This is a genomic window from Nocardioides luteus (assembly GCF_014648595.1).
Taxonomy (GTDB): Bacteria; Actinomycetota; Actinomycetes; order Propionibacteriales; family Nocardioidaceae; genus Nocardioides; species Nocardioides luteus.
This window is the reverse complement of record NZ_BMRK01000002.1, coordinates 20706-38479: the sequence shown is the minus strand read 5'-3', so window position 1 is coordinate 38479 and position 17774 is coordinate 20706. Positions and strand designations below refer to the sequence as shown.

The window sequence follows — 17774 nt, the reverse complement described above, 5'->3', positions numbered from 1 at the left end:
GGACTACCGTGGAGACATCATGGCGACCATCGATGACAAAGCCCTGCCTCATGTGATCGTGCTCTTCGGTGCGACGGGTGATCTGGCGCGCCGCAAGCTCCTGCCCGGCCTGCTCCGGCTCCACGAAGCCGGGCTGATGACGGACGCTCAGATCGTCGGCACCTCCCTCGAGGAGATGGCCGACGAGGACTTCGTAGCCTTCGCGCGCGACGCCTGTGAGGAGTTCGGCAAGGGCGACATCACCGACGCGCGGTGGCAGACCTTCGGCGAGATGATCTCCTACGTCTCGACCAAGGAGGGCCCGCACGCGCTCGCAGACGCGGTGAAGCTCGCCGAGAAGAAGCTGCAGGGCGCCGGCAACGACGTACGCCGCCTCCACTACCTCAGCGTGCCGCCCAAGGCCGCCCAGGACGTGATCCGCCAGCTCGAGGAGGCCGACCTCGTCGAGCGCGCCCGGATCATCATGGAGAAGCCCTTCGGCACCGACCTGGAGTCGGCCAAGGAGCTCAACGCGAAGATCCACGAGGTCTTCACCGAGGAGCAGATCTTCCGGATCGACCACTTCCTCGGCAAGGAGGCCGCGCAGAACATCCTCGCGTTCCGCTTCGCCAACGGTCTCTTCGAGCCGATCTGGAACCGCAACTTCATCGACCACGTCCAGATCGACATCCCCGAGACCCTGGGTCTCGAGGGCCGCACCGCCTTCTACGAGAGCACCGGCGCCTACCGCGACATGGTCGTCACCCACCTGATGCAGGTGCTGGCGTTCATGGCGATGGAGCCGCCGACCTCGCTGGCCCCCGACCCGATCGGCGAGGAGAAGAACAAGGTCTTCCGCTCGATCCAGCCGCTCGACCCGCGCAACGTGGTGCGTGGCCAATACTCGGGCTACCGCGGCAAGAACGAGGTCGCCGACGACTCCGACACCGAGACCTTCATCGCGATGAAGGTGATCATCGACAACTGGCGCTGGGCAGGCGTGCCGTTCTTCCTGCGCACCGGCAAGAAGCTCGCCGAAGGGGCGCGGATCATCTCGATCGCGTTCAAGGAGCCGCCGCTGACGATGTTCCCGTCCAACTCCGGTGCCGGCACCCAGGGCCCCGACCACCTCACCTTCGACCTGGCCGACCAGTCGAAGATGTCGCTCTCCTTCTACGGCAAGCGCCCCGGGCCCGGCATGAAGCTGGAGAAGCTCTCCATGCAGTTCGCCACCCAGGAGACGAGCTCGGCGACCGGCGTCCTGGAGGCGTACGAGCGCCTCATCCACGACGCCATGCGCGGCGACCACACCCTCTTCACCACCGCCGAGGGCATCGAGACGCTCTGGAAGATCTCCCAGCCGCTGCTCGACAACCCGCCGCCGGTACGCCTCTACGCGCCCGGCTCCTGGGGACCCAACTCGATCCACCAGCTGATCGCCCCGCACGCCTGGCGGCTGCCCTTCGAGCGCTCTTGGCGCGAGACGAAGAAGCAGTAGTCCCGACGGGCGCGCCTAGGAGGCGTTCGCGCTCAGCTGCTCGAGCAGCACGAGCGCGGCGCGGTCCATGGCGTCGCCGTCGTACGGCTCCAGGTCGACGGAGTTGAAGCTCTGGATCAACGGCCCGTTCTGGACGAAGCCGGTGACCGCGTAGGAGCTCACGCCCTGCTGCTTGACCAGCCGGGCGTCGTCGGCGCCGTCGATCTCGGGCTCGCTGACCTTTCCGGAGGCGACGTCCATGGTCTTCCAGGCGTCTGCGAGCGTGCCCTTGAAGGGCAGGTAGTTCAGCTCGTACGCAGTCCCGCCCGACTCCTTCGGCAGGAGTGCGCAGCGGGGTGCTGCCGAGGTGCCCTTCTCGACGCGGAGCTCGGCGCCGAGCGCCTTCTCGACGGGCGCGATGTCGAGCCCGTCGCACGGGTTGAACGCCTTCTGGTCCGCCTTCCCCGAGGGTGAGGCGGACGCGGACGGCTTCTCGGGCTCGTCGGCGCCGCAGGCAGCCAGCGAGACCAGCGCCAGCACAGCGGCGGGCGCCAGGAGGGCGGTTCTCAATGGTTCAACACTTCCGTGGGCGGTTCGGTCGGCCGGGGTGAGGCCGAGCCGGGCAGGCGCAGGGTCATCCGGGCGCCCCCGCGTGGCGAGCGGGACGCGGAGACTGACCCGCCGGTGCGCTCGGCGACCTGTCGGACGATAGCGAGGCCGAGGCCCGAGCCGGGCATCGAGCGGGCCTCCGTGGACCGGTAGAACCGGTCGAACACGTAGGGGATGTCGGCCTCGGCGATGCCGGGGCCCTCGTCGTCGACGTCGAGCACACCGTCGCGGAGCGTGATGTGCACGGTGCCGGACTCCGGCGACCACTTGGCGGCGTTGTCGAGCAGGTTGGTGACCGCACGCTCCAGCGAGCTCGAGTCGCCCATCACCCACCACGAGGTCACGTCCTCGGTGAACGTCACCGACGGCGCGCGCAGCCGCACCCGGGAGAGCGCCCGGTCGACCACGTCGGAGAGGTCGACCGACTCCAGCGTCGGCTCGGCGGGCGCGTCGCGGGCGAGCTCGACGAGGTCGCCGATCAGGTTGGTGAGCTCCTCGATCTGGGCGCGGATGTCGCCGAGCAGGTCGGCCCGCTGCTCGCCCGAGATCGAGGCGTCGGCCTGGGTGAGCAGCTCGACGTTCGTACGCAGCGAGGTCAGCGGCGTACGCAGCTCGTGCGATGCATCCGCCACCAGCTGCCGCTGACGGTCCCTGGAGGCGGAGACAGCCGAGAGCATCCGGTTGAACGAGGTCGCCAGCCGCGCGATCTCGTCGTCCCCCTCGACCGGGAGCGGGGTGAGGTCCTCGGTCGTTGCGATCCGGTCGACGGAGTCGGTCAGGCGCCTCACCGGCCGCAGGCCGCCGGCGGCCACGACCCATCCTGCGAACGCGGCGGCGACCACTCCGCCGGCGCCGAAGAAGAGCACGATGAGCCCGAGCCGCTTGTACATCGCCTGCTGCGGCTGCATCGACTGCGCGAGCATCAACGCCTCGTCGGTGCCCGAGATGGGCACCGTGGCCGCGCGGAAGACCCCGCCCTCGTCAGTGGTGATCGTGCGTACGGCATAGGAGGTCTTCCGCTGCGCCACATACGCCTCCGGCGCGCCGGGGATCGGGAAGTCGGTGTCGTCCCGCTTCTGCGGGTTCCAGTAGTCGCCGTTCTGGGTCACCGACATGAGTGCGATGTCGCCGGCGTTCAGAGCGAAGACCGGGAAGTAGCTGCCGTCGCGAGCGTCGTGGATGTACTGCGGGTTCGAGGCGGCGGCGTGCGCACGCTTCAGCAGAGACTCGTCCATGTTCGCCTGGAGCTGGATCCGCACGGCGAAGTAGAGCCCGGTCGCGATCAGTGCGATCGAAGCAGCGACCGCAAGAGTGGTCAACAGGGTGACCCGACCCGCCAAGGAGCCGCGGTAGCGCGAGCCGGTGGCCGTGGTCACGGCGCCGCTCACGGTTCCTTCAGGACGTAGCCGATGCCGCGTACGGTGTGGATCAGCCGCGGCTCACCCTCGGCCTCGGTCTTGCGGCGCAGGTAGCCGACGTAGACCTCGAGCGAGTTGGCCGTGGTGGGGAAGTCGTAGCCCCAGACCTCTTCGAGGATGAACGACCGGTCGAGTACGCGGCGGGGCCGACGCAGGAACATCTCCAGCAGCGTGAACTCGGTGCGGGTGAGCTCGATGGCCCGCTTGCCGCGGGTGACCTCGCGGGTGGTGGTGTTCATCGCGAGGTCGGCGAAGTGGAGGGTCTCCTCGTCGTCGTCGCCCACCGGGGCGGCGCGGCGCAGCAGCGCACGCAGCCGGGCGAGCAGCTCCTCGAGCGCGAACGGTTTGGTGAGGTAGTCGTCGGCTCCGGCGTCGAGACCGTCGACGCGGTCGCCGACGGCGTCGCGAGCGGTGAGCACAAGGATCGGGACGTCGTTGCCGGCTGCCCGCAGCGCCTTGGTGGCCTCGATGCCGTCGAGCCGGGGCATCATCACGTCCATGATGACCACGTCCGGACCGTGGTTGGCGATGCCGGCGAGCGCCTCGGCCCCGTCGCCGGCGAGGGCGACCTGGTAGCCGTTGAACTCCAGGGACCGGCGCAGCGACTCGCGCACGGCCTTGTCGTCGTCGACGACCAGCACGTGGGGCTTGTCGCCGAGCGCGTCGCTGGACCCATCACGAGGGGTGGCAGGGCTGTTCACACTCCTACCCTGCCACCCATCGCTGAGTCGCCGCTGAGAGTAAGGCGGTGTTTCCGCTGAGTTCGCGGGGGTGTGGGATACCCGGTCGACCGGGTATCCCTGGACTTGACGGGCACTGAAACACCCGTCAAGTCCATGAAACACCCGTCAAGTCAGGCGTTCTCCTTGCGGAAGGTGGAGATGCCCCACCAGACGGCGAGCCCGAACAGGACGAACGTCCAGCCGACGCCCCAGCCGATGTCGGCCATCCCGAGGTCGCCGAAGAACGAGGAACGCACCGCGTCGACGATGTGCTTGGTCGGGATGACGTCGGCCAGCGTCTGCAGCCACTGGGCGCCGAAGCTCATCGGCAGGAAGATGCCGGAGAGCAGCAGGATCGGCATCAGCAGCATGTTGGTCACCGGTGCCATCACGTCCTCGCTCTTGACGAGCAGCGCGAACGCGTTGGAGGCGGCCGCCCCGGCCCCACCGATCAGCACGGTGATCGCGATCCCGACGAGGATCCCGACCGGCCGGAAGTCCATGCCCATCACCAGACCCAGCAGGACCAGGATGATCGCCTGCACCAGGATCTGCAGCAGGTCGCGGTAGAGCCGCCCGAAGAGCAGCGCCCCGCGCGAAGCGGGGGTGACCCGCTCGGCCTCGATGACGCCCTCGCGCCACTCGCCGATCAGCGAGAAGCCGGCGAACATCGCCCCGAAGATGCCGAGCTGGACGAGCATGCCGGGCACGAACCAGTTGTAGGCGTTGCCGCCGAGCTGCTCGATGAGCGGCTCGAGCAGCGGCCCGAAGAGCAGCAGGTAGAGGACCGGCTGCATCACTCCGATGAGCACCCAGGCGGGGTTGCGAAGGTTCATCCGCAGCTGCCGGTTGAAGACGACCATCGACTCCCGGAAGAAGCCGGACCTGAGGACGGGCTGCTGGAAGTCGGTCATGACATGACCTCCTCGTTCTGCTCGGTGGCCACGTCGGCCTCGGGTGAGCCTGCCTCGGCGTCACGCAGGGTGCGTCCGGTCAGGGTGAGGAAGACGTCGTCCAGGGTGGGGCGGGCTACCTCGATCGACTCCAGGGAGATGCCGTTGGACTCCAGGTCGCGCAGCAGCCCGGGCACGGCCTTGCCGGCGCGCGGCACCCGGCCGCTGACCAGCCGGTCGTCGACGTCGACGCGCTCGGAGATCGAGGCGAGCTTGTCGCGGGCGATCGCGACCTGCTCGTCGGTGGCGACCTCCAGGGAGACCAGGTCGCCGGAGACGGCGGCCTTGAGGTTCTCCGGGGTGTCGTTGGCGACGATGCGGCCCTGGTCGATGACCATCACCCGGTCGGCGAGGGTGTCGGCCTCGTCGAGGTAGTGGGTGGTCAGGAAGACCGTCATCCCATGGTCCGTACGCAGCGAGGCGATGTGGTCCCAGAGGTTGGCCCGGGCCTGCGGGTCGAGGCCGGTGGTCGGCTCGTCGAGGAAGACCAGCTTCGGAGCGTGGATGAGCGCCATCGCGATGTCGAGACGGCGCTTCTGCCCGCCCGACATGTTGCGCGGTTTGCGGCGCCACAGGCCGTCGAGCTGGAGCCGCTCGAAGAGCGCCTGACCGTTGGCGACGGCGTCCTTCCTGGACATCCCGTAGAGCATCCCGTGGTCGACGACCTCGTCGCCCGCGAAGGCGCCGGAGAAGGTCGAGCCGACCTGGGAGCAGTAGCCGATGCTCCGCCGGACCTGCACGGACTCCTTGGCGACGTCGAAACCGGCCACCGTGGCGGTGCCGGCCGTGGGTTTGAGGAGGGTGGTGAGGATGCGGAGCGTGGTGGTCTTGCCGGCGCCGTTCGGGCCCAGGAAGCCGACCACCTCGCCCTCGTCGACGTCGAGGTCGACCCCGTCGACCGCGACGACTTCCTTCTTCTGCTTGCCATGGCCGGAGGCGAACGTGTGCCTCAGGCCGCGTGCGTGGATCATGTGTCACTCCCTTGTGCGTGCGAGTCCAGACAAGCACGGCCGGACGTCGGGGATCATCTGCTTTTCGCCTGCGTATTCAAACTTGAATATCGCGAGTGTTCAATTTTGATCCCGAGTTGTCAAACCAATTCCGGTCGAGCCGGGCCGGCTCAGCGGCGCAGCATCTCCCGGTAGCGCCTTCGGTCGGCGTCCATCTGCCAACCGGGGTCGTCGTCGGCCGGAGTCCAGCCGGGGGCTTCGTCGACGAAGGAGAGCCTGCCGCTGCGTACGTCATCGAGGACCTCGACCAGCCAGGTCCGCTCGGTGTGGAGCTTGTCGTGCTGGAGACGCGTCGCGGAGGTGACGTGGGGCGGCACCGCCCCGACGTTCACCCGCAGGGCGGCGTCGAGCTCCTTGAGGGTGCGCTCGAGGTTCTTCAGGCGGAGGCTGAGGTGCTGGATCGCGGCCGGCCGCTCGAGCAACGGCATCAGTGAGAACGCGGCGTAGAACGAGACGCCGTTGTAGACGTCCACGGCCTGCAGCGAGCGCGAGACGAGGCGTTCCAGCTCGCTGCGGCCGCTGTCGCTGATCTCGTAGACCGCGACCGTGCGACCGTTGTCGACCAGATCGTGCCTGGTCAGATGTCCTTTGTCGGACAACGAGGTCAGTGCGTGATAGATCGAGCCGGGGTTGATGTTCGCCCACTGGTCGACCTGCCAGGACATCAGCTCGCGCCGGATCTGGTAGCCGTTGACCGGCTCGAACAGTGCCACCGCCCCCAGCAGCAGCATCCGTGTGTCGTCTCCGGCCATGGTCAGGATTGTAGGGCCGGTGACGGCTCCTCAGCGGCTCGGTCATGCCGCGAGCAGCTGCCAGAGGTGGCCGTCGGGATCGGCGACCAGAGCGCGGTAGCCCCACGGCATCCGGGTCGGCTCGGCGACGGTGCGGCCCAGGCGTACGGCCGCCGCGAAGCGGTCGTCGACCTCTTCGGGAGAGCCGAGCCCGAGGGTGAGGACGCACTGCTTGAGCTCCTCCGGTGGCGGGAGCGTGGCCGAGTCGATCGGCTCGTCGCCGAGCTGCTCGGTGACCCACCTGAACCCGCCGGTCGGGATCGACATCACCTCGCAGGAGTCGGACAGGGTCGCTCGCAGCGGCTCCGGCACGCCGTCCTTGGCGGGCTCCCCGGGTGTGGGCAGGCCCAGGCCGTCTCGGTAGAACTCGTAGGCCAGCCGCCGGTCACGGGTGGGGAGGCCGATGGTTGTCTGCATGACTGATATGCTAAACATAGTGCCAGGGTCGAGGACAAGGAGTTCGGAGAATCGATGCCCAAGAAACAGACCTACGCCGACCTGGGCGACGCCTGCGCGACCGCGCACGCCATGGACGTCATCGGTGACCGGTGGAGCATGGTGATCGCGCGCGAGCTGATGCTCGGCCCGCGCCGGTTCGCCGAGCTCGCCTCGGCGGTCGTCGGCATCACCCCTGCGGTCCTCACCGCGCGGCTGCGGGCGCTGCAGGACAGCGGCGTGGTCGAGCAGGTCGACGGTCCGGGCCGGACCGCCTATCGGCTCACCGAGTGGGGCCAAGGGCTCGAGCACGTGATGAGTGCGCTCGGTCGCTGGGCGCAGCAGTCGCCCGGCTTCCCGGTGCCGGAGGGCCGGATGACCCCCGACGGCGCGATCGTCGCGATGCGCACGATGGCGCCCTACGCCACGATCACCGACTGGAGCGAAGGCCCGATCCGCCTCGCGATCGAGCTGCACGACGAGCGGCGTCCCGCCGCAGCCGTACGCCGCTACCGGCTCCGCTGGGACCAGGACCGTTTCGCGCTGACCGAGGGTGCGGACGACGATCCCGCGACGACGGTCTCGGGCGACTCGTCGGCCTGGGCGGAGGTGGTCTTCGGCGGAGCACCGGTCGACGACATGAGCGTCGAGGGTGACCGGCGAGCCGTGGAGCGGGTGGCTGCTGCGTACGGCTCTCTCGGGAAGCCCGCGTGACGGAGCCGCCATTTCCGCGGCATGCCGGGACCTCTGGCACTGACGAGCCGTAGTTCAGCCTCACTACCCTCGATGGGATCGAATGACTCGGAGAGGATCGACGTGACCCTGAACCTGACCTATGGGGACCTCGGAGACGCGTGCGCTGCCGCGCATGCCCTGGACCTGATCGGCGACCGCTGGAGCCTGATCGTCGTGCGCGAGCTGATGTTCGGGCCGCGCACCGCACGCGACCTGGAATCCTCCGTCATCGGGGTCAGCACCGACGAGCTGAAGGACCGGCTGCAGTTCCTCGAGCACGCCGGTGTGGTGGTCGAGACCGAGCTCGGCTACATGACCAAGACGACCGCCTACGCGCTCACCCCCTGGGGTCGCGAGCTCGAGTCGATCCTCGGCGCGCTCGGTCGATGGGCCCACGGCTCGACCCGCTTCCCGGTGATGTCGGCCGGGATGACGCCGAGCGGCGTGATGGTGGCGATGCGGACGATGGTCCCGGCCGGCAGTGCCCACACGTCCGAGCCGATCAGCGTCACCTGGGAGCTGACCGACGCGCGTCGCCCCGACGCCGCCCCGGAGCAGTTCCGGCTGGTCTGGAAGGACAACGAGTTCGACCTCGCCGAGGGCACCCTCGAGGACCCCGACGTCGCCATCGCCGGCGACTCGACCGCCTGGACCGGCGTCGTCTTCATGGGCTTCCCCGTGGACGCGGCGATCGCCGAGGCCGGGCTGAAGGTCGAAGGCGACCGGGCGGCGCTCGACCGCGTGCTGGGTCTCTTCGCGGACACTCTCGCCGAGGCCAGCTGACCTCGCCCCACCGGAGGTCGAGCCTGTCGAGACCCCTGTCCGCAGAGAACAACCGTCCCCGCCCGCTCCGACATGGTTCACTGATCCGCGACGGATCCGGCGACTCGGAGAGGACCGACGTGACCCTGCAGCTGTCCTACGGCGACCTGGGAGACGCGTGCGCGGCCGCGCATGCGCTGGACCTGATCGGTGACCGGTGGAGCCTGCTGGTGGTGCGCGAGCTGATGTTCGGACCACGCACCTCGCCCGATCTGCGGGCCTCGCTCAACGGAGTCAGCACCGAGGAGCTCAACGACCGGCTGCTGTTCCTCGAGCGGGCAGGGGTCGTCGTCGAGACCGAGCTCGGCTACATCACCAAGACGACCGCGTACGCCCTGACCGAGTGGGGCCGCGAGCTGGAGAAGGTGCTCAGTGCGCTGTCGCTGTGGGCGCTGGAGGGGTCGACCCACTACCCGGTGCCGTCGACGGGGATGACTCCGAGCGGTGTCATGGTCGCGATGCGCACCATGGTCCCGCCGCAGAGCCTGCCGACCGAGACGCCGCTCCGAGCCGCCTGGCGGCTCACCGACTCCCGCTGCCCCGAGGTCGAGCCGCAGCAGTTCCGGCTGGACTGGAGCGAGCTCGGCTTCGACCTCGACGTCGGCGACCTCCCCGCGGTCGATGTCTCGGTCGCCGGCGACTCGACGGTCTGGGCCGGGGTCGCTCTTCTCGGCCAGCCCCTCGACGCCGCCATGGCGACGGGCGCTCTCCGCGTCGAAGGCGACCGCGCCGCCCTGGACCGGGTGATCCGGGTCTTCGCCGACGCGATGGCCGCGGTCGGCTAAGGCTTCGGCTTCGAGCTCGGTTTCGGGCTCGGGTCGGGTGAGACCGGGTCGGCGCAGAAGGCGACCAGGTCGCCCCGGGCCTTCCCCTGCTCGACGAGCTGACCGACCTCGAGGGTGACGTGCTTCAGCTCGCCCAGCGGCGAGCGGATGATGGCGCTCTCCCGGCGCCACGGGGCGATCGTCGGCGGCGCGACGCAGTTGTGCTGCTCGAGCATCACGGCAAGCTCCGGCTGCTCCCGCTTCGCGAGCGACTGGGGCTCGGACGGGGTGCTGATCGCGACGACGCAGAAGCCGGCCAGCGCCGTCAGGGCGCAGACCTTCATGGCGACGACGGCAAGCGTCAGCGGTCGCGGCTTGTCCGAGTGCACGTTTCTCACAACGACGAAAGAGTCCGACAGTAACGGTCCGATCAGGCATTATGACCAAGGTCCCGGGTGGACACCCGGCGCGGGCCGACGGGGGAGTCGCTAGTGTCGCGTCATGCCTTCGCGTACGTCTTCCTGGTTCTCCTCGCCCGCCGAGGCCGTCACTCGCCTGGGAGATGTCGGCTACCTCGCGGACGACTCGACCGCGCTGACGAGCTACCTCGCGGGGGCGCTGGAGAAGCCGGTGCTCATCGAAGGTCCGGCTGGTGTCGGCAAGACCGAGCTGGCCAAGGCGATCACCCGGGCGACCGGCGCGGAGCTGGTCCGGCTGCAGTGCTACGAGGGTCTCGACGAGGCCCGGGCGCTCTACGAGTGGAACTACAAGAAGCAGCTGCTCCGCATCCAGGCCGCCGGTGACGGCCAGGCCTGGGAGGAGACCCACGACGACATCTTCTCCGAAGAGTTCCTGCTGACCCGTCCGCTGCTGACCGCGATCCGTCGTGATGAGCCCACGGTCCTGCTGATCGACGAGGTCGACAAGACCGACGTCGAGGTCGAGGGGCTGCTGCTCGAGGTGCTCTCCGACTTCCAGGTCACCATCCCCGAGCTCGGCACCATGACCTCGACCCGGCGTCCGCTGGTCGTGCTCACCTCCAACGCCACCCGCGAGCTCTCCGAGGCGCTCAAGCGCCGCTGCCTCTATCTCCACCTCGACTACCCCGACGCCGACCGCGAGCGCGACATCGTGCTCTCCCAGGTGCCTGGCCTCGACGACAACGTCGCCCGCCAGCTCGTCGCCGTCGTCGGCCGGCTGCGCGAGCTCGAGCTCAAGAAGGCGCCCTCCATCGCCGAGTCGGTCGACTGGGCCCGCACCCTGATCGCGCTCGAGATCACCGACCTCTCGGACAAGGCCGTCGCCGACACCCTCGGCGTCGTGCTCAAGCACTCCTCCGACGTCGACCGCGCGGTCCGAGAGCTGCGGTTGAAGCGGTGACCCTCCTCGACCGGCACATCGAGTTCCTCGAAGCACTTCGAGGAGCGGGGCTGCCGGTGTCGCTCGCCGAGGGCCTCGACGCCGTGACCGCGCTCGGCCTGATCGGCTGGAACGACCGCACCCAGGTCAAGGAGGCGTACGCCGCGACCCTGGTCAAGCGCGCCAACCAGCGCGCCACGTTCGACGGCCTCTTCGAGCTCTACTTCCCGCGCATGGTCGGCTCGGGGGTCGACGCCGAGGCCGAGGCGGCCGGGGTCGCCAAGGACAGCCCGGAGGCGCTGGACGAGTTCAGCTCGCGCCTCGCCGAGGCGCTCGAGGCCGATGACACCGAGCTGCTGCGCCAGCTGGCCGCCGAGGCGGTCGCCCGCTTCGGTGCCATGCCCGGCCGCGGCCCGGGGCTGAGCTCGTGGTCGTCCTACACCGCCCTGCGCCGGCTCTCCACCGACGAGCTGACCGCGCGGCTCATCGAGGGCCTCCAGCAGGGCGGCTGGACCGAGGAGGAGGCGGCCCGGGCCGGCAACCGACGGGTCGGCCGCTTCGCGGGACTCGTCGAGGCCGACGCACGCCGCCGGATCGCCGAGGAGAAGGGGCCCGAGCAGATCGCCAAGATCGCGGTCCGCCCCACGATCGAGAAGCTCGACTTCCTGCACGCCCGCCGCGCCGACCTGGAGGCGCTCCGGCGCGAGATCTACCCGCTCGCACGCCGGCTGGCGACGCGGCTCACCCAGGAGCACCACGCTCGCCGCCGCGGAGCGGTGGACCTGCGGCGTACGCTCCGGTCCTCGATGTCCACGGGCGGCGTCCCCGTCGACCTGCGCTACCGCCCCAAGCGCCCCCACCGCACCGAGCTCGTCATCCTGTGCGACGTCTCCGGCTCCGTCTCCAACTTCGCCACCTTCACGCTGATGCTCGTCTTCGCGCTGCGCGAGCAGTTCGGCAAGGTCCGCGCCTTCACCTTCGTCGACGAGATCCACGAGGTCACCGACTACTTCCGCCCCGGCGCCGACCTCGTCGACACGATGACCGAGCTGACCAAGGCCACCGAGCACTCCGCCCGCATGGGCCGCACCAACTACGGCCGCGCCTTCTCCCTCTTCCAGGAGCGCCACGCCGACGCGTTGGGGCCCAAGTCGTCCCTGCTCGTCCTCGGCGACGCCCGCTCCAACTACTCCGACCTCGCCGTCGACTCCCTGCGAGGTATGGCCGACGCGGCGCGACACTCCTACTGGCTCAACCCCGAGGTCCGTACGCAGTGGGACACCGGCGACTCCGAGGCGACCCGCTACGGGTCGATCATCGAGATGCGCGAGTGCCGCAACCTCACCCAGCTCTCCGAGTTCGTCCACGACCTCGCCTGATCGCGCCGCTGGTCGACCAGCGGGCGTCACTGCAGCTTGAGGTCCAACCCGTAGACGATCCGGTCGGCAACGCCGACGGAGTCGGTCACGCAGACGACGCGGTCGTCGGCGAGGAAGCGGCGGCGGTCGGAGAGGACGGGGGTGCCGTCGGGGATCTGCAGGTCGAAGGTCTCCTGCGGGGTGGGCATGCGGGACTCGATGTCCATCGCGACGGTGGTGACCTTGATGTCGACGGTGGCGAGCAGGTCCTTGATCGGTGGCTGCGGCCACTCGGCCGTCGGGGTGGCGAGCGGGGTGTCGACGACCAGCGGGTAGGGGATGTAGGCGGTGGTGCGGTATTCGGCCGTGTCACCGCTGATGAAGAAGGTGTAGGTGGTGCTGAGCAGCTCGCTGCGCGGGTCGAGGTCGAAGGCCTCGCCGAGCTTCTCGCCGGCGGTGATCACCTCGTAGGAGTGCTCGACCGAGATGCCGTCGTCGGGGCCGCGCGGCGGCTGGTGGTAGGCCGCGTCCGGCTTCGCCGGGTGGCTCGGGTCGGTGATCAGCATGCTCATCAGGTCGTAGCGGGTCTTGGTGGCGTCGCGTACGAAGACGCCGCGGCCCTGCTCGCTGGTGATGAGGCCTTCGTTGCGGAGCACCGCCAAGCCGCGGCGGATCGTCGCGCGGTCGTAGGGGAAGGTGTCCATCAGCTCGGGTTCGGTCGGTAGACGCTCGCCCGGCAGATAGGTGCCGTCGTCGATCTGGGCCCGCAGGTAGTCGGCCACGTGGAGGTATTTCGGCAGGCCGCGCGGACGGGGGTTGCTCATGAGAGAACACGTTACTGAGCCGTACAGATCCCGAATAGCCGCATAGTCCCACTCTTTCAGCCTTGACCCATTGCAATGAGTGGACTTATGGTCGAAACCGTCTCGGGGCGTTGGGCGTATGGCCCAGCTGTGCACCGGCGTCTCGAGGCACTCAACGACGAGAGCCATCGACATTCCTTGGGGGGAATTCGTGTTCGTAGACGACAGACTCAGCATGGGGACCAGCGAGCGGCCACCGGTCCTGGCGAAGGATCCGCTGGTCTACCGGACCGACCGGGGCAGCTTCTGGCACCTTCGCTCGGCCAAGAAGAGCAGCGGGTACGTCATGACGATGTGCGGTCGCAGGCTGGGTACGTGGCACGTGCTCCCGCCGCGGAGGCTCAGTCGGGTGGCGCCCAACCTCGTCTGCGTCGGGTGCCTGCGGAAGACGCCGATCGGCGACGTGAAGCGGAAGGGCGGGTCAGGCGACTTCCAGCAGGCTGAGGTCGGTGAGCCACTCGACCGGCGCGACGTCGTCCGTGTAGACCGTCCCACCCTGAAGCGCGGGCTCGAGCCGGGCGGCGGAGCTGTTCAGGGCACCGGCCAGGTCGGAGGGCTGATCCTCGGCCGTCGCGGCGAGGCTGGCGGCGGGGTCGGCCTCCGGGTCGACGGTCGCGACCAGGTGAGTGTTGGTCGCGCCGGAGTCCGAGCGCCACACGGCGTCGCCGAAGGAGGTGCGCAGCGTTGCGGTGAGGACCTTCTCGAGCGCTGTCGAGCCCTCGGGGTGGGCTGAGTTCACGACGAGCACCCCGCCCGGGTTGAGGTGGTCCTTCGCCAGCGCGAAGAACTCCTTCGTGGTCAGGTAGAAGGGGATGTAGGGCTGGTGGTAGGCGTCGACCATGATCGCGTCGTACTTCCGGGTCTGCTTCTGCAGCCACGGGCGCGCGTCGGCGGTGTGGAGGTGGAGGTTGGGCTGGTCCTTCAGGTCGAAGAGCTCCTGGCCGACCTTGGTCACGTCCTCATCGATCTCGACGGCGTCGACCCGGGTGTCGGGCGCGAAGTGGCCGAACTGGCGCGCGGTCGTGCCGGCCGCCGACCCGAGGATCGCCACCGACTTCGGAGCCTGGGCGCCTGCGTACGACAGGGAGAGCATCTCGTCCCAATAGGCGCCGGTGAGGTATTCGCCCTCGGTGTAGACCGAGTGGACCGCGTGGCCCTCGTTGAGCTCGAGGTAGCGGGTGCCGTCGTCGTACTCGACCACGCGGGCGTACTGGTACTCCGTCTCCTTCTCCCAGATCACCTCGCCGCCGTTGCTGGTCAGCGTCTTGATCGAGCCGGTCGGCAGGGCGATCAGGGCGAGGATCGCGACCGGGACGACGGCGGCCGGGAGGCGGCGCTTCATCAGGTGCGGGATGGCGCAGACGGCCATGCAGAGCGCGAAGATGAGGAAGGTGCGCCGCGTCCCGACGACCGGGATGAGGAACAGCGAGGCGGCGAAGGTTCCGACCAGGGAGCCGACGGTGGAGATGGCGTAGAGGCGACCGGCCGCGTGGCCGGCGTCCTCGACGCTGTCGACGCTCAGCCGCACCGCGTAGGGGCTGACGATGCCGAGGAGGAACAGCGGGATCGCGAGCAGCACTCCGACCCCGACCAGCGACCCGGCGAAGGTGGCGACGCTGAGCTGGTCGACCGCCTTGACCGCGAGCGGGAGGAACGGGTCGGCGATGAAGGGTACGGCGGCGAGGAGGGCGGCGGCCAGCAGCACGATCCTGGCGAGACCGGACGGGTTCGGGTTGCGGTCGGCGAGCTTGCCGCCGACGGAGTAGCCGATCGCGAGCGCGACCAGCACCGTCGCGATGGTGTTGGCCCACACGATCGTCGAGTCGCCGAACCACGGAGCGAGCAGGCGCGCGGCGGCCATCTCCGCTCCCAGAGTGCCGGCACCGACGGTGAAGACGAGGAGCTCGAGCGCACGAGCACGCAGTTTCATGGGGGTGAACCTATCCGGCGGCTCCAACGTCGGCACAGACCCCTGCGTTCGGCGTGTGCCGCGCTCGGATCCGGTCGATGACGGCGGGCTGTCCGAGGAGTACGCCACCGAGCACCAGGGCCATCCCGAGACCGCTCACCATGGTCAGGTGCTCGCCGGCGAAGACCAGCCCGATGAGGATCCCGGCGACCGGGTTGAGCAGCCCGACGAGCGACACCGCGGCCGCGGGGAGCCGCTGGGCGCCACGGAACCAGACCGCGTACGCGACGACCGTGCCGATCAGGCCGATGTAGGCGTAGCCGCCGACCGCCGGCAGGTCCAGAGTCGGTGGCGGACCCTCCACGACCAGTGCGATCGGAGCGAGGACGAGCCCGCCGAGGACGAGCTGCCAGGCGGTGAAGGTGAGCAGGCCGACCGGCGGCTGCCAGACCTTGACGAGGATGAAGCCGGTCGAGAAGACGGCGACCGCGGCGAAGGCTGCGAGCACGCCGACGAGGTCGAGGCTCGCGCCGCCGCGGAGCACCAGCAGTGCGACGCCGACGGCACCGACGACCCCGGCGACCAGCGATCCTGCGCGCGGTCGTTCGCCCGCGAACGCCCAGGCCAGCAGCATCACGACGATCGGTGAGACTGCGGTCAGGGTCGCGGCGAGGCCACCGGGGAGGCGATAGGCGGCGACGAAGACGAGCGTGAAGAAGGCGGCGAAGTTGAGCAGCCCGAGCGCTGCGGTGCGCCACCACCACGAGCCGCGCAGCAGGCCGGGGCGGAGCGCCAGGAGCAGCAGCCCGAAGGGCAGTGCCCGCACCACGGCGCCGAAGAGTGGCCGGTCGGGTGGCAGGAAGGTGGCGGTGACGAAGTAGCCCGACCCCCACGCCACGGGGGCGATCGCGGTCAGCAGCAGGGTGGCCAATCTACTTTCCATGGAAGAGATAATACCTTCCGCGTAAGGTATATTCCATGGGCATGACCGACCACGTCTCGACCGTGATGGCGCAGTGGGAGCGAGAGCGGCCCGACCTCGACGTCAGCCCGCAGGCCGTCATCGCTCGGCTGCACCGCCTCGCCCTGCGCCTCACCGACGAGCTGGTCACCGTCTACGCGCAGCACGGCCTGGGCGAGGGCGAGTTCGACGTGCTCGCGACGCTGCGACGGCAGGGCGCTCCGTACGCCCTGACTCCGAAGGAGCTCGGAGAGCAGACGATGGTGTCCTCCGGGGCGGTCACCAAGCGGGTCGACCGCTGCGTCGCCCAGGGGTGGGTTGCCAGGGGGCGCCGTGACGGGGACGGCCGCGGCCGCCGGATCACCCTCACCGAGAGCGGCCGCGAGCTCATCGACGCCGCCTTCACCGACCACATCGCCAACGAGCACCGGCTGCTCGCTGTCTTCACCGCCGCCGAACGACGCTCGCTCGCCCGGCTTCTGGAGAAGTGGGCCGATGAGGCCGGGGCTTGAATCCTGGGGCTTGAGTCTGCCCCAAGGGGAAGCGCCAATCTGCTTCCACCGGTGACCTTCACCGGGGAGGATGGTGACCATGAGTAGCCTGTCGGGGCTGGTGAACATCGGCGATTTCGCCCGGAAAACCGGGCTGACGCCGAAGGCACTGAGGTTGTACGACGACCTCGGGCTGCTGCCACCTGCCGAGGTGGATGCCCACTCGGGCTATCGCCGCTACGCCCCTGACCAGGTCGAACGCGCTCGTCTGGTGGCTGCGCTGCGGCTGGTCGGGATGCCGTTGGCTCGGATCCGGGAGGTGGCCGAGATGCCTGCCGCCTTGGCGGCGGTCGAGCTCGAGGCCTACTGGCGCCAGGTCGAGGCGGACACGGCGACCCGGCGGGGCATGGTCTCCACCCTCGTCCACCGATTGCGGAGCGAGGCACGACAGATGACCACTTCCACCGAGACCCTTCACGCCGAGTTCGGCGTCAGCCATGAGATCGGCGGCCGGGCGAGCCAGCAGGACGCCGTCCTGGTGACGCGCGAGCTGATCGCCGTCGCCGACGGCTTCGGCGCCCGCGACGATCTCGCCGGGGCAGCCCTGACCGCGTACGCAGCGGGCGGGCTGGCCAACGCCCTCACCGAGGTCGCCCCTGACGTCACCAAGTCCGGCACGACCCTGACCGCCGTCGACCTGCACGGCTCGACCGCGCGGATCACCCACATCGGCGACGGCAGGGTCTACCGGGTGCGTGACGGCGAGGTACGCCAGGCCACCCACGACCACACGGTGGTCGCCGCGATGGTCGAGGCCGGCCAGCTGACCGCCGACGAGGCTCGTTCGCACGAGCACCGGGCCGTTCTCAACCGTGCGCTGACACCGGGCGTCGTCGCCGACGAGATCACGCTCGACCTGCTGCCCGGCGACCGGCTGGTGCTCACCACCGACGGCGTCCACTCCCACGTGGACGACCTCGCGACGCTCATCACCGCCGAGGCCGGACCTCAGGAGATCGCCGACGCGGTCGCCGCGGCTGTCGTCGCGGCCGGGGCGCCGGACAACCACACCATCGTGGTCGCCGACCTGTCGTAGGCGTCACCGCTACCCCGCTGGT

General features: G+C 69.5%; 19 protein-coding genes. 8 read left to right on the top strand and 11 right to left on the bottom strand.

Features of this window, described 5'->3' with window-relative positions:
• Positions 1-19: 19 nt before the first annotated feature.
• Positions 20-1477, top strand: a complete 1458-nt coding sequence (zwf, locus tag IEY81_RS02670) for a glucose-6-phosphate dehydrogenase (protein WP_189116910.1) — start codon at positions 20-22, stop codon at positions 1475-1477.
• A gap of 15 nt (positions 1478-1492) precedes the next feature.
• Here zwf and IEY81_RS02665 read toward each other — a convergent pair whose 3' ends face one another.
• The 7 genes from IEY81_RS02665 to IEY81_RS02635 all read right to left on the bottom strand — a co-directional run bounded on the left by IEY81_RS02665 (position 1493) and on the right by IEY81_RS02635 (position 7376).
• Positions 1493-2026, bottom strand: coding sequence for a hypothetical protein (locus tag IEY81_RS02665; RefSeq protein ID WP_189116909.1), 534 nt, complete (start codon positions 2024-2026; stop codon positions 1493-1495).
• Positions 2023-3453, bottom strand: coding sequence for a sensor histidine kinase (locus tag IEY81_RS02660; RefSeq protein WP_229787252.1), 1431 nt, complete (start codon positions 3451-3453; stop codon positions 2023-2025). Before IEY81_RS02660 ends, IEY81_RS02665 begins: the two co-directional genes overlap by 4 nt.
• Complete coding sequence (locus IEY81_RS02655) at positions 3450-4184, bottom strand: response regulator transcription factor (protein ID WP_271188334.1); 735 nt, start codon at positions 4182-4184, stop codon at positions 3450-3452. The genes IEY81_RS02660 and IEY81_RS02655 overlap by 4 nt, the downstream gene beginning before the upstream one ends.
• A gap of 152 nt (positions 4185-4336) precedes the next feature.
• A complete protein-coding gene (locus tag IEY81_RS02650; RefSeq protein WP_189116908.1) occupies positions 4337-5119 on the bottom strand; it encodes an ABC transporter permease in 783 nt (260 codons plus the stop codon).
• Entirely contained in the window at positions 5116-6129 is a 1014-nt protein-coding gene (locus tag IEY81_RS02645) for an ATP-binding cassette domain-containing protein (RefSeq protein ID WP_189116907.1), read from the bottom strand. The genes IEY81_RS02650 and IEY81_RS02645 overlap by 4 nt, the downstream gene beginning before the upstream one ends.
• A gap of 149 nt (positions 6130-6278) precedes the next feature.
• Complete coding sequence (locus tag IEY81_RS02640; RefSeq protein ID WP_229787251.1) at positions 6279-6920, bottom strand: PadR family transcriptional regulator; 642 nt, start codon at positions 6918-6920, stop codon at positions 6279-6281.
• A gap of 42 nt (positions 6921-6962) precedes the next feature.
• Entirely contained in the window at positions 6963-7376 is a 414-nt protein-coding gene (locus IEY81_RS02635) for a VOC family protein (RefSeq protein WP_229787249.1), read from the bottom strand.
• 54 nt (positions 7377-7430) lie between these two features.
• Here IEY81_RS02635 and IEY81_RS02630 point away from each other — a divergent pair, with 54 nt between their 5' ends.
• From IEY81_RS02630 to IEY81_RS02620, 3 genes are all read left to right on the top strand, one after another.
• Positions 7431-8108, top strand: coding sequence for a winged helix-turn-helix transcriptional regulator (locus IEY81_RS02630; protein ID WP_189116905.1), 678 nt, complete (start codon positions 7431-7433; stop codon positions 8106-8108).
• Positions 8109-8210: 102 nt separating this feature from the next.
• A complete protein-coding gene (locus tag IEY81_RS02625) occupies positions 8211-8912 on the top strand; it encodes a winged helix-turn-helix transcriptional regulator (protein ID WP_189116904.1) in 702 nt (233 codons plus the stop codon).
• A 119-nt stretch (positions 8913-9031) separates the two neighbouring features.
• Positions 9032-9736, top strand: coding sequence for a winged helix-turn-helix transcriptional regulator (locus IEY81_RS02620; RefSeq protein WP_189116903.1), 705 nt, complete (start codon positions 9032-9034; stop codon positions 9734-9736).
• On the opposite strand, the gene IEY81_RS02615 is transcribed toward IEY81_RS02620, so the two are convergent.
• Positions 9733-10113, bottom strand: coding sequence for a hypothetical protein (locus tag IEY81_RS02615; protein WP_189116902.1), 381 nt, complete (start codon positions 10111-10113; stop codon positions 9733-9735). The genes IEY81_RS02620 and IEY81_RS02615 overlap by 4 nt on opposite strands.
• Positions 10114-10216: 103 nt before the next feature.
• On the opposite strand from IEY81_RS02615, the gene IEY81_RS02610 reads away from it, so the two are divergent.
• Together IEY81_RS02610 and IEY81_RS02605 are read left to right on the top strand one after the other, a co-directional pair.
• Positions 10217-11095, top strand: a complete 879-nt coding sequence (locus tag IEY81_RS02610; RefSeq protein ID WP_189116901.1) for an AAA family ATPase — start codon at positions 10217-10219, stop codon at positions 11093-11095.
• Positions 11092-12453: a vWA domain-containing protein gene (locus tag IEY81_RS02605; RefSeq protein WP_189116900.1), complete on the top strand. Its 1362-nt coding sequence runs from the start codon at positions 11092-11094 to the stop codon at positions 12451-12453. The genes IEY81_RS02610 and IEY81_RS02605 overlap by 4 nt, the downstream gene beginning before the upstream one ends.
• A 26-nt stretch (positions 12454-12479) precedes the next feature.
• Here IEY81_RS02605 and IEY81_RS02600 read toward each other — a convergent pair whose 3' ends face one another.
• From IEY81_RS02600 to IEY81_RS02590, 3 genes are all read right to left on the bottom strand, one after another.
• Positions 12480-13256 (bottom strand): GntR family transcriptional regulator, encoded by a 777-nt coding sequence (locus IEY81_RS02600; RefSeq protein ID WP_189116899.1) that lies wholly within the window; start codon positions 13254-13256, stop codon positions 12480-12482.
• A 460-nt stretch (positions 13257-13716) separates the two neighbouring features.
• Positions 13717-15225 carry a spermidine synthase gene (locus IEY81_RS02595; RefSeq protein WP_229787247.1) on the bottom strand — a complete coding sequence of 503 codons (1509 nt, stop codon included), beginning with the start codon at positions 15223-15225 and terminating at the stop codon, positions 13717-13719.
• Between the two features lie 10 nt (positions 15226-15235).
• Positions 15236-16147 carry a DMT family transporter gene (locus IEY81_RS02590; RefSeq protein WP_189116898.1) on the bottom strand — a complete coding sequence of 304 codons (912 nt, stop codon included), beginning with the start codon at positions 16145-16147 and terminating at the stop codon, positions 15236-15238.
• Between the two features lie 35 nt (positions 16148-16182).
• Between IEY81_RS02590 and IEY81_RS02585 the strand changes: the two genes are divergently transcribed.
• Together IEY81_RS02585 and IEY81_RS02580 are read left to right on the top strand one after the other, a co-directional pair.
• Positions 16183-16677: a MarR family winged helix-turn-helix transcriptional regulator gene (locus IEY81_RS02585; RefSeq protein WP_306341447.1), complete on the top strand. Its 495-nt coding sequence runs from the start codon at positions 16183-16185 to the stop codon at positions 16675-16677.
• A 79-nt stretch (positions 16678-16756) separates the two neighbouring features.
• Positions 16757-17752, top strand: coding sequence for a MerR family transcriptional regulator (locus tag IEY81_RS02580; protein ID WP_189116896.1), 996 nt, complete (start codon positions 16757-16759; stop codon positions 17750-17752).
• Positions 17753-17774 lie beyond the last annotated feature (22 nt).

Bases quoted from the DNA above. Each gene is read 5' to 3' on its own strand.
- zwf (WP_189116910.1), top strand. From the start codon at position 20: ATGGCGACCATCGATGACAAAGCCCTGCCTCATGTGATCGTGCTCTTC.
- IEY81_RS02650 (WP_189116908.1), bottom strand. From the start codon at position 5,119: ATGACCGACTTCCAGCAGCCCGTCCTCAGGTCCGGCTTCTTCCGGGAG.
- IEY81_RS02645 (WP_189116907.1), bottom strand. From the start codon at position 6,129: ATGATCCACGCACGCGGCCTGAGGCACACGTTCGCCTCCGGCCATGGC.
- IEY81_RS02640 (WP_229787251.1), bottom strand. From the start codon at position 6,920: ATGGCCGGAGACGACACACGGATGCTGCTGCTGGGGGCGGTGGCACTG.
- IEY81_RS02635 (WP_229787249.1), bottom strand. From the start codon at position 7,376: ATGCAGACAACCATCGGCCTCCCCACCCGTGACCGGCGGCTGGCCTAC.
- IEY81_RS02630 (WP_189116905.1), top strand. From the start codon at position 7,431: ATGCCCAAGAAACAGACCTACGCCGACCTGGGCGACGCCTGCGCGACC.
- IEY81_RS02610 (WP_189116901.1), top strand. From the start codon at position 10,217: ATGCCTTCGCGTACGTCTTCCTGGTTCTCCTCGCCCGCCGAGGCCGTC.
- IEY81_RS02600 (WP_189116899.1), bottom strand. From the start codon at position 13,256: ATGAGCAACCCCCGTCCGCGCGGCCTGCCGAAATACCTCCACGTGGCC.
- IEY81_RS02595 (WP_229787247.1), bottom strand. From the start codon at position 15,225: ATGAAACTGCGTGCTCGTGCGCTCGAGCTCCTCGTCTTCACCGTCGGT.
- IEY81_RS02590 (WP_189116898.1), bottom strand. From the start codon at position 16,147: ATGGAAAGTAGATTGGCCACCCTGCTGCTGACCGCGATCGCCCCCGTG.
- IEY81_RS02585 (WP_306341447.1), top strand. From the start codon at position 16,183: ATGGGCATGACCGACCACGTCTCGACCGTGATGGCGCAGTGGGAGCGA.
- IEY81_RS02580 (WP_189116896.1), top strand. From the start codon at position 16,757: ATGAGTAGCCTGTCGGGGCTGGTGAACATCGGCGATTTCGCCCGGAAA.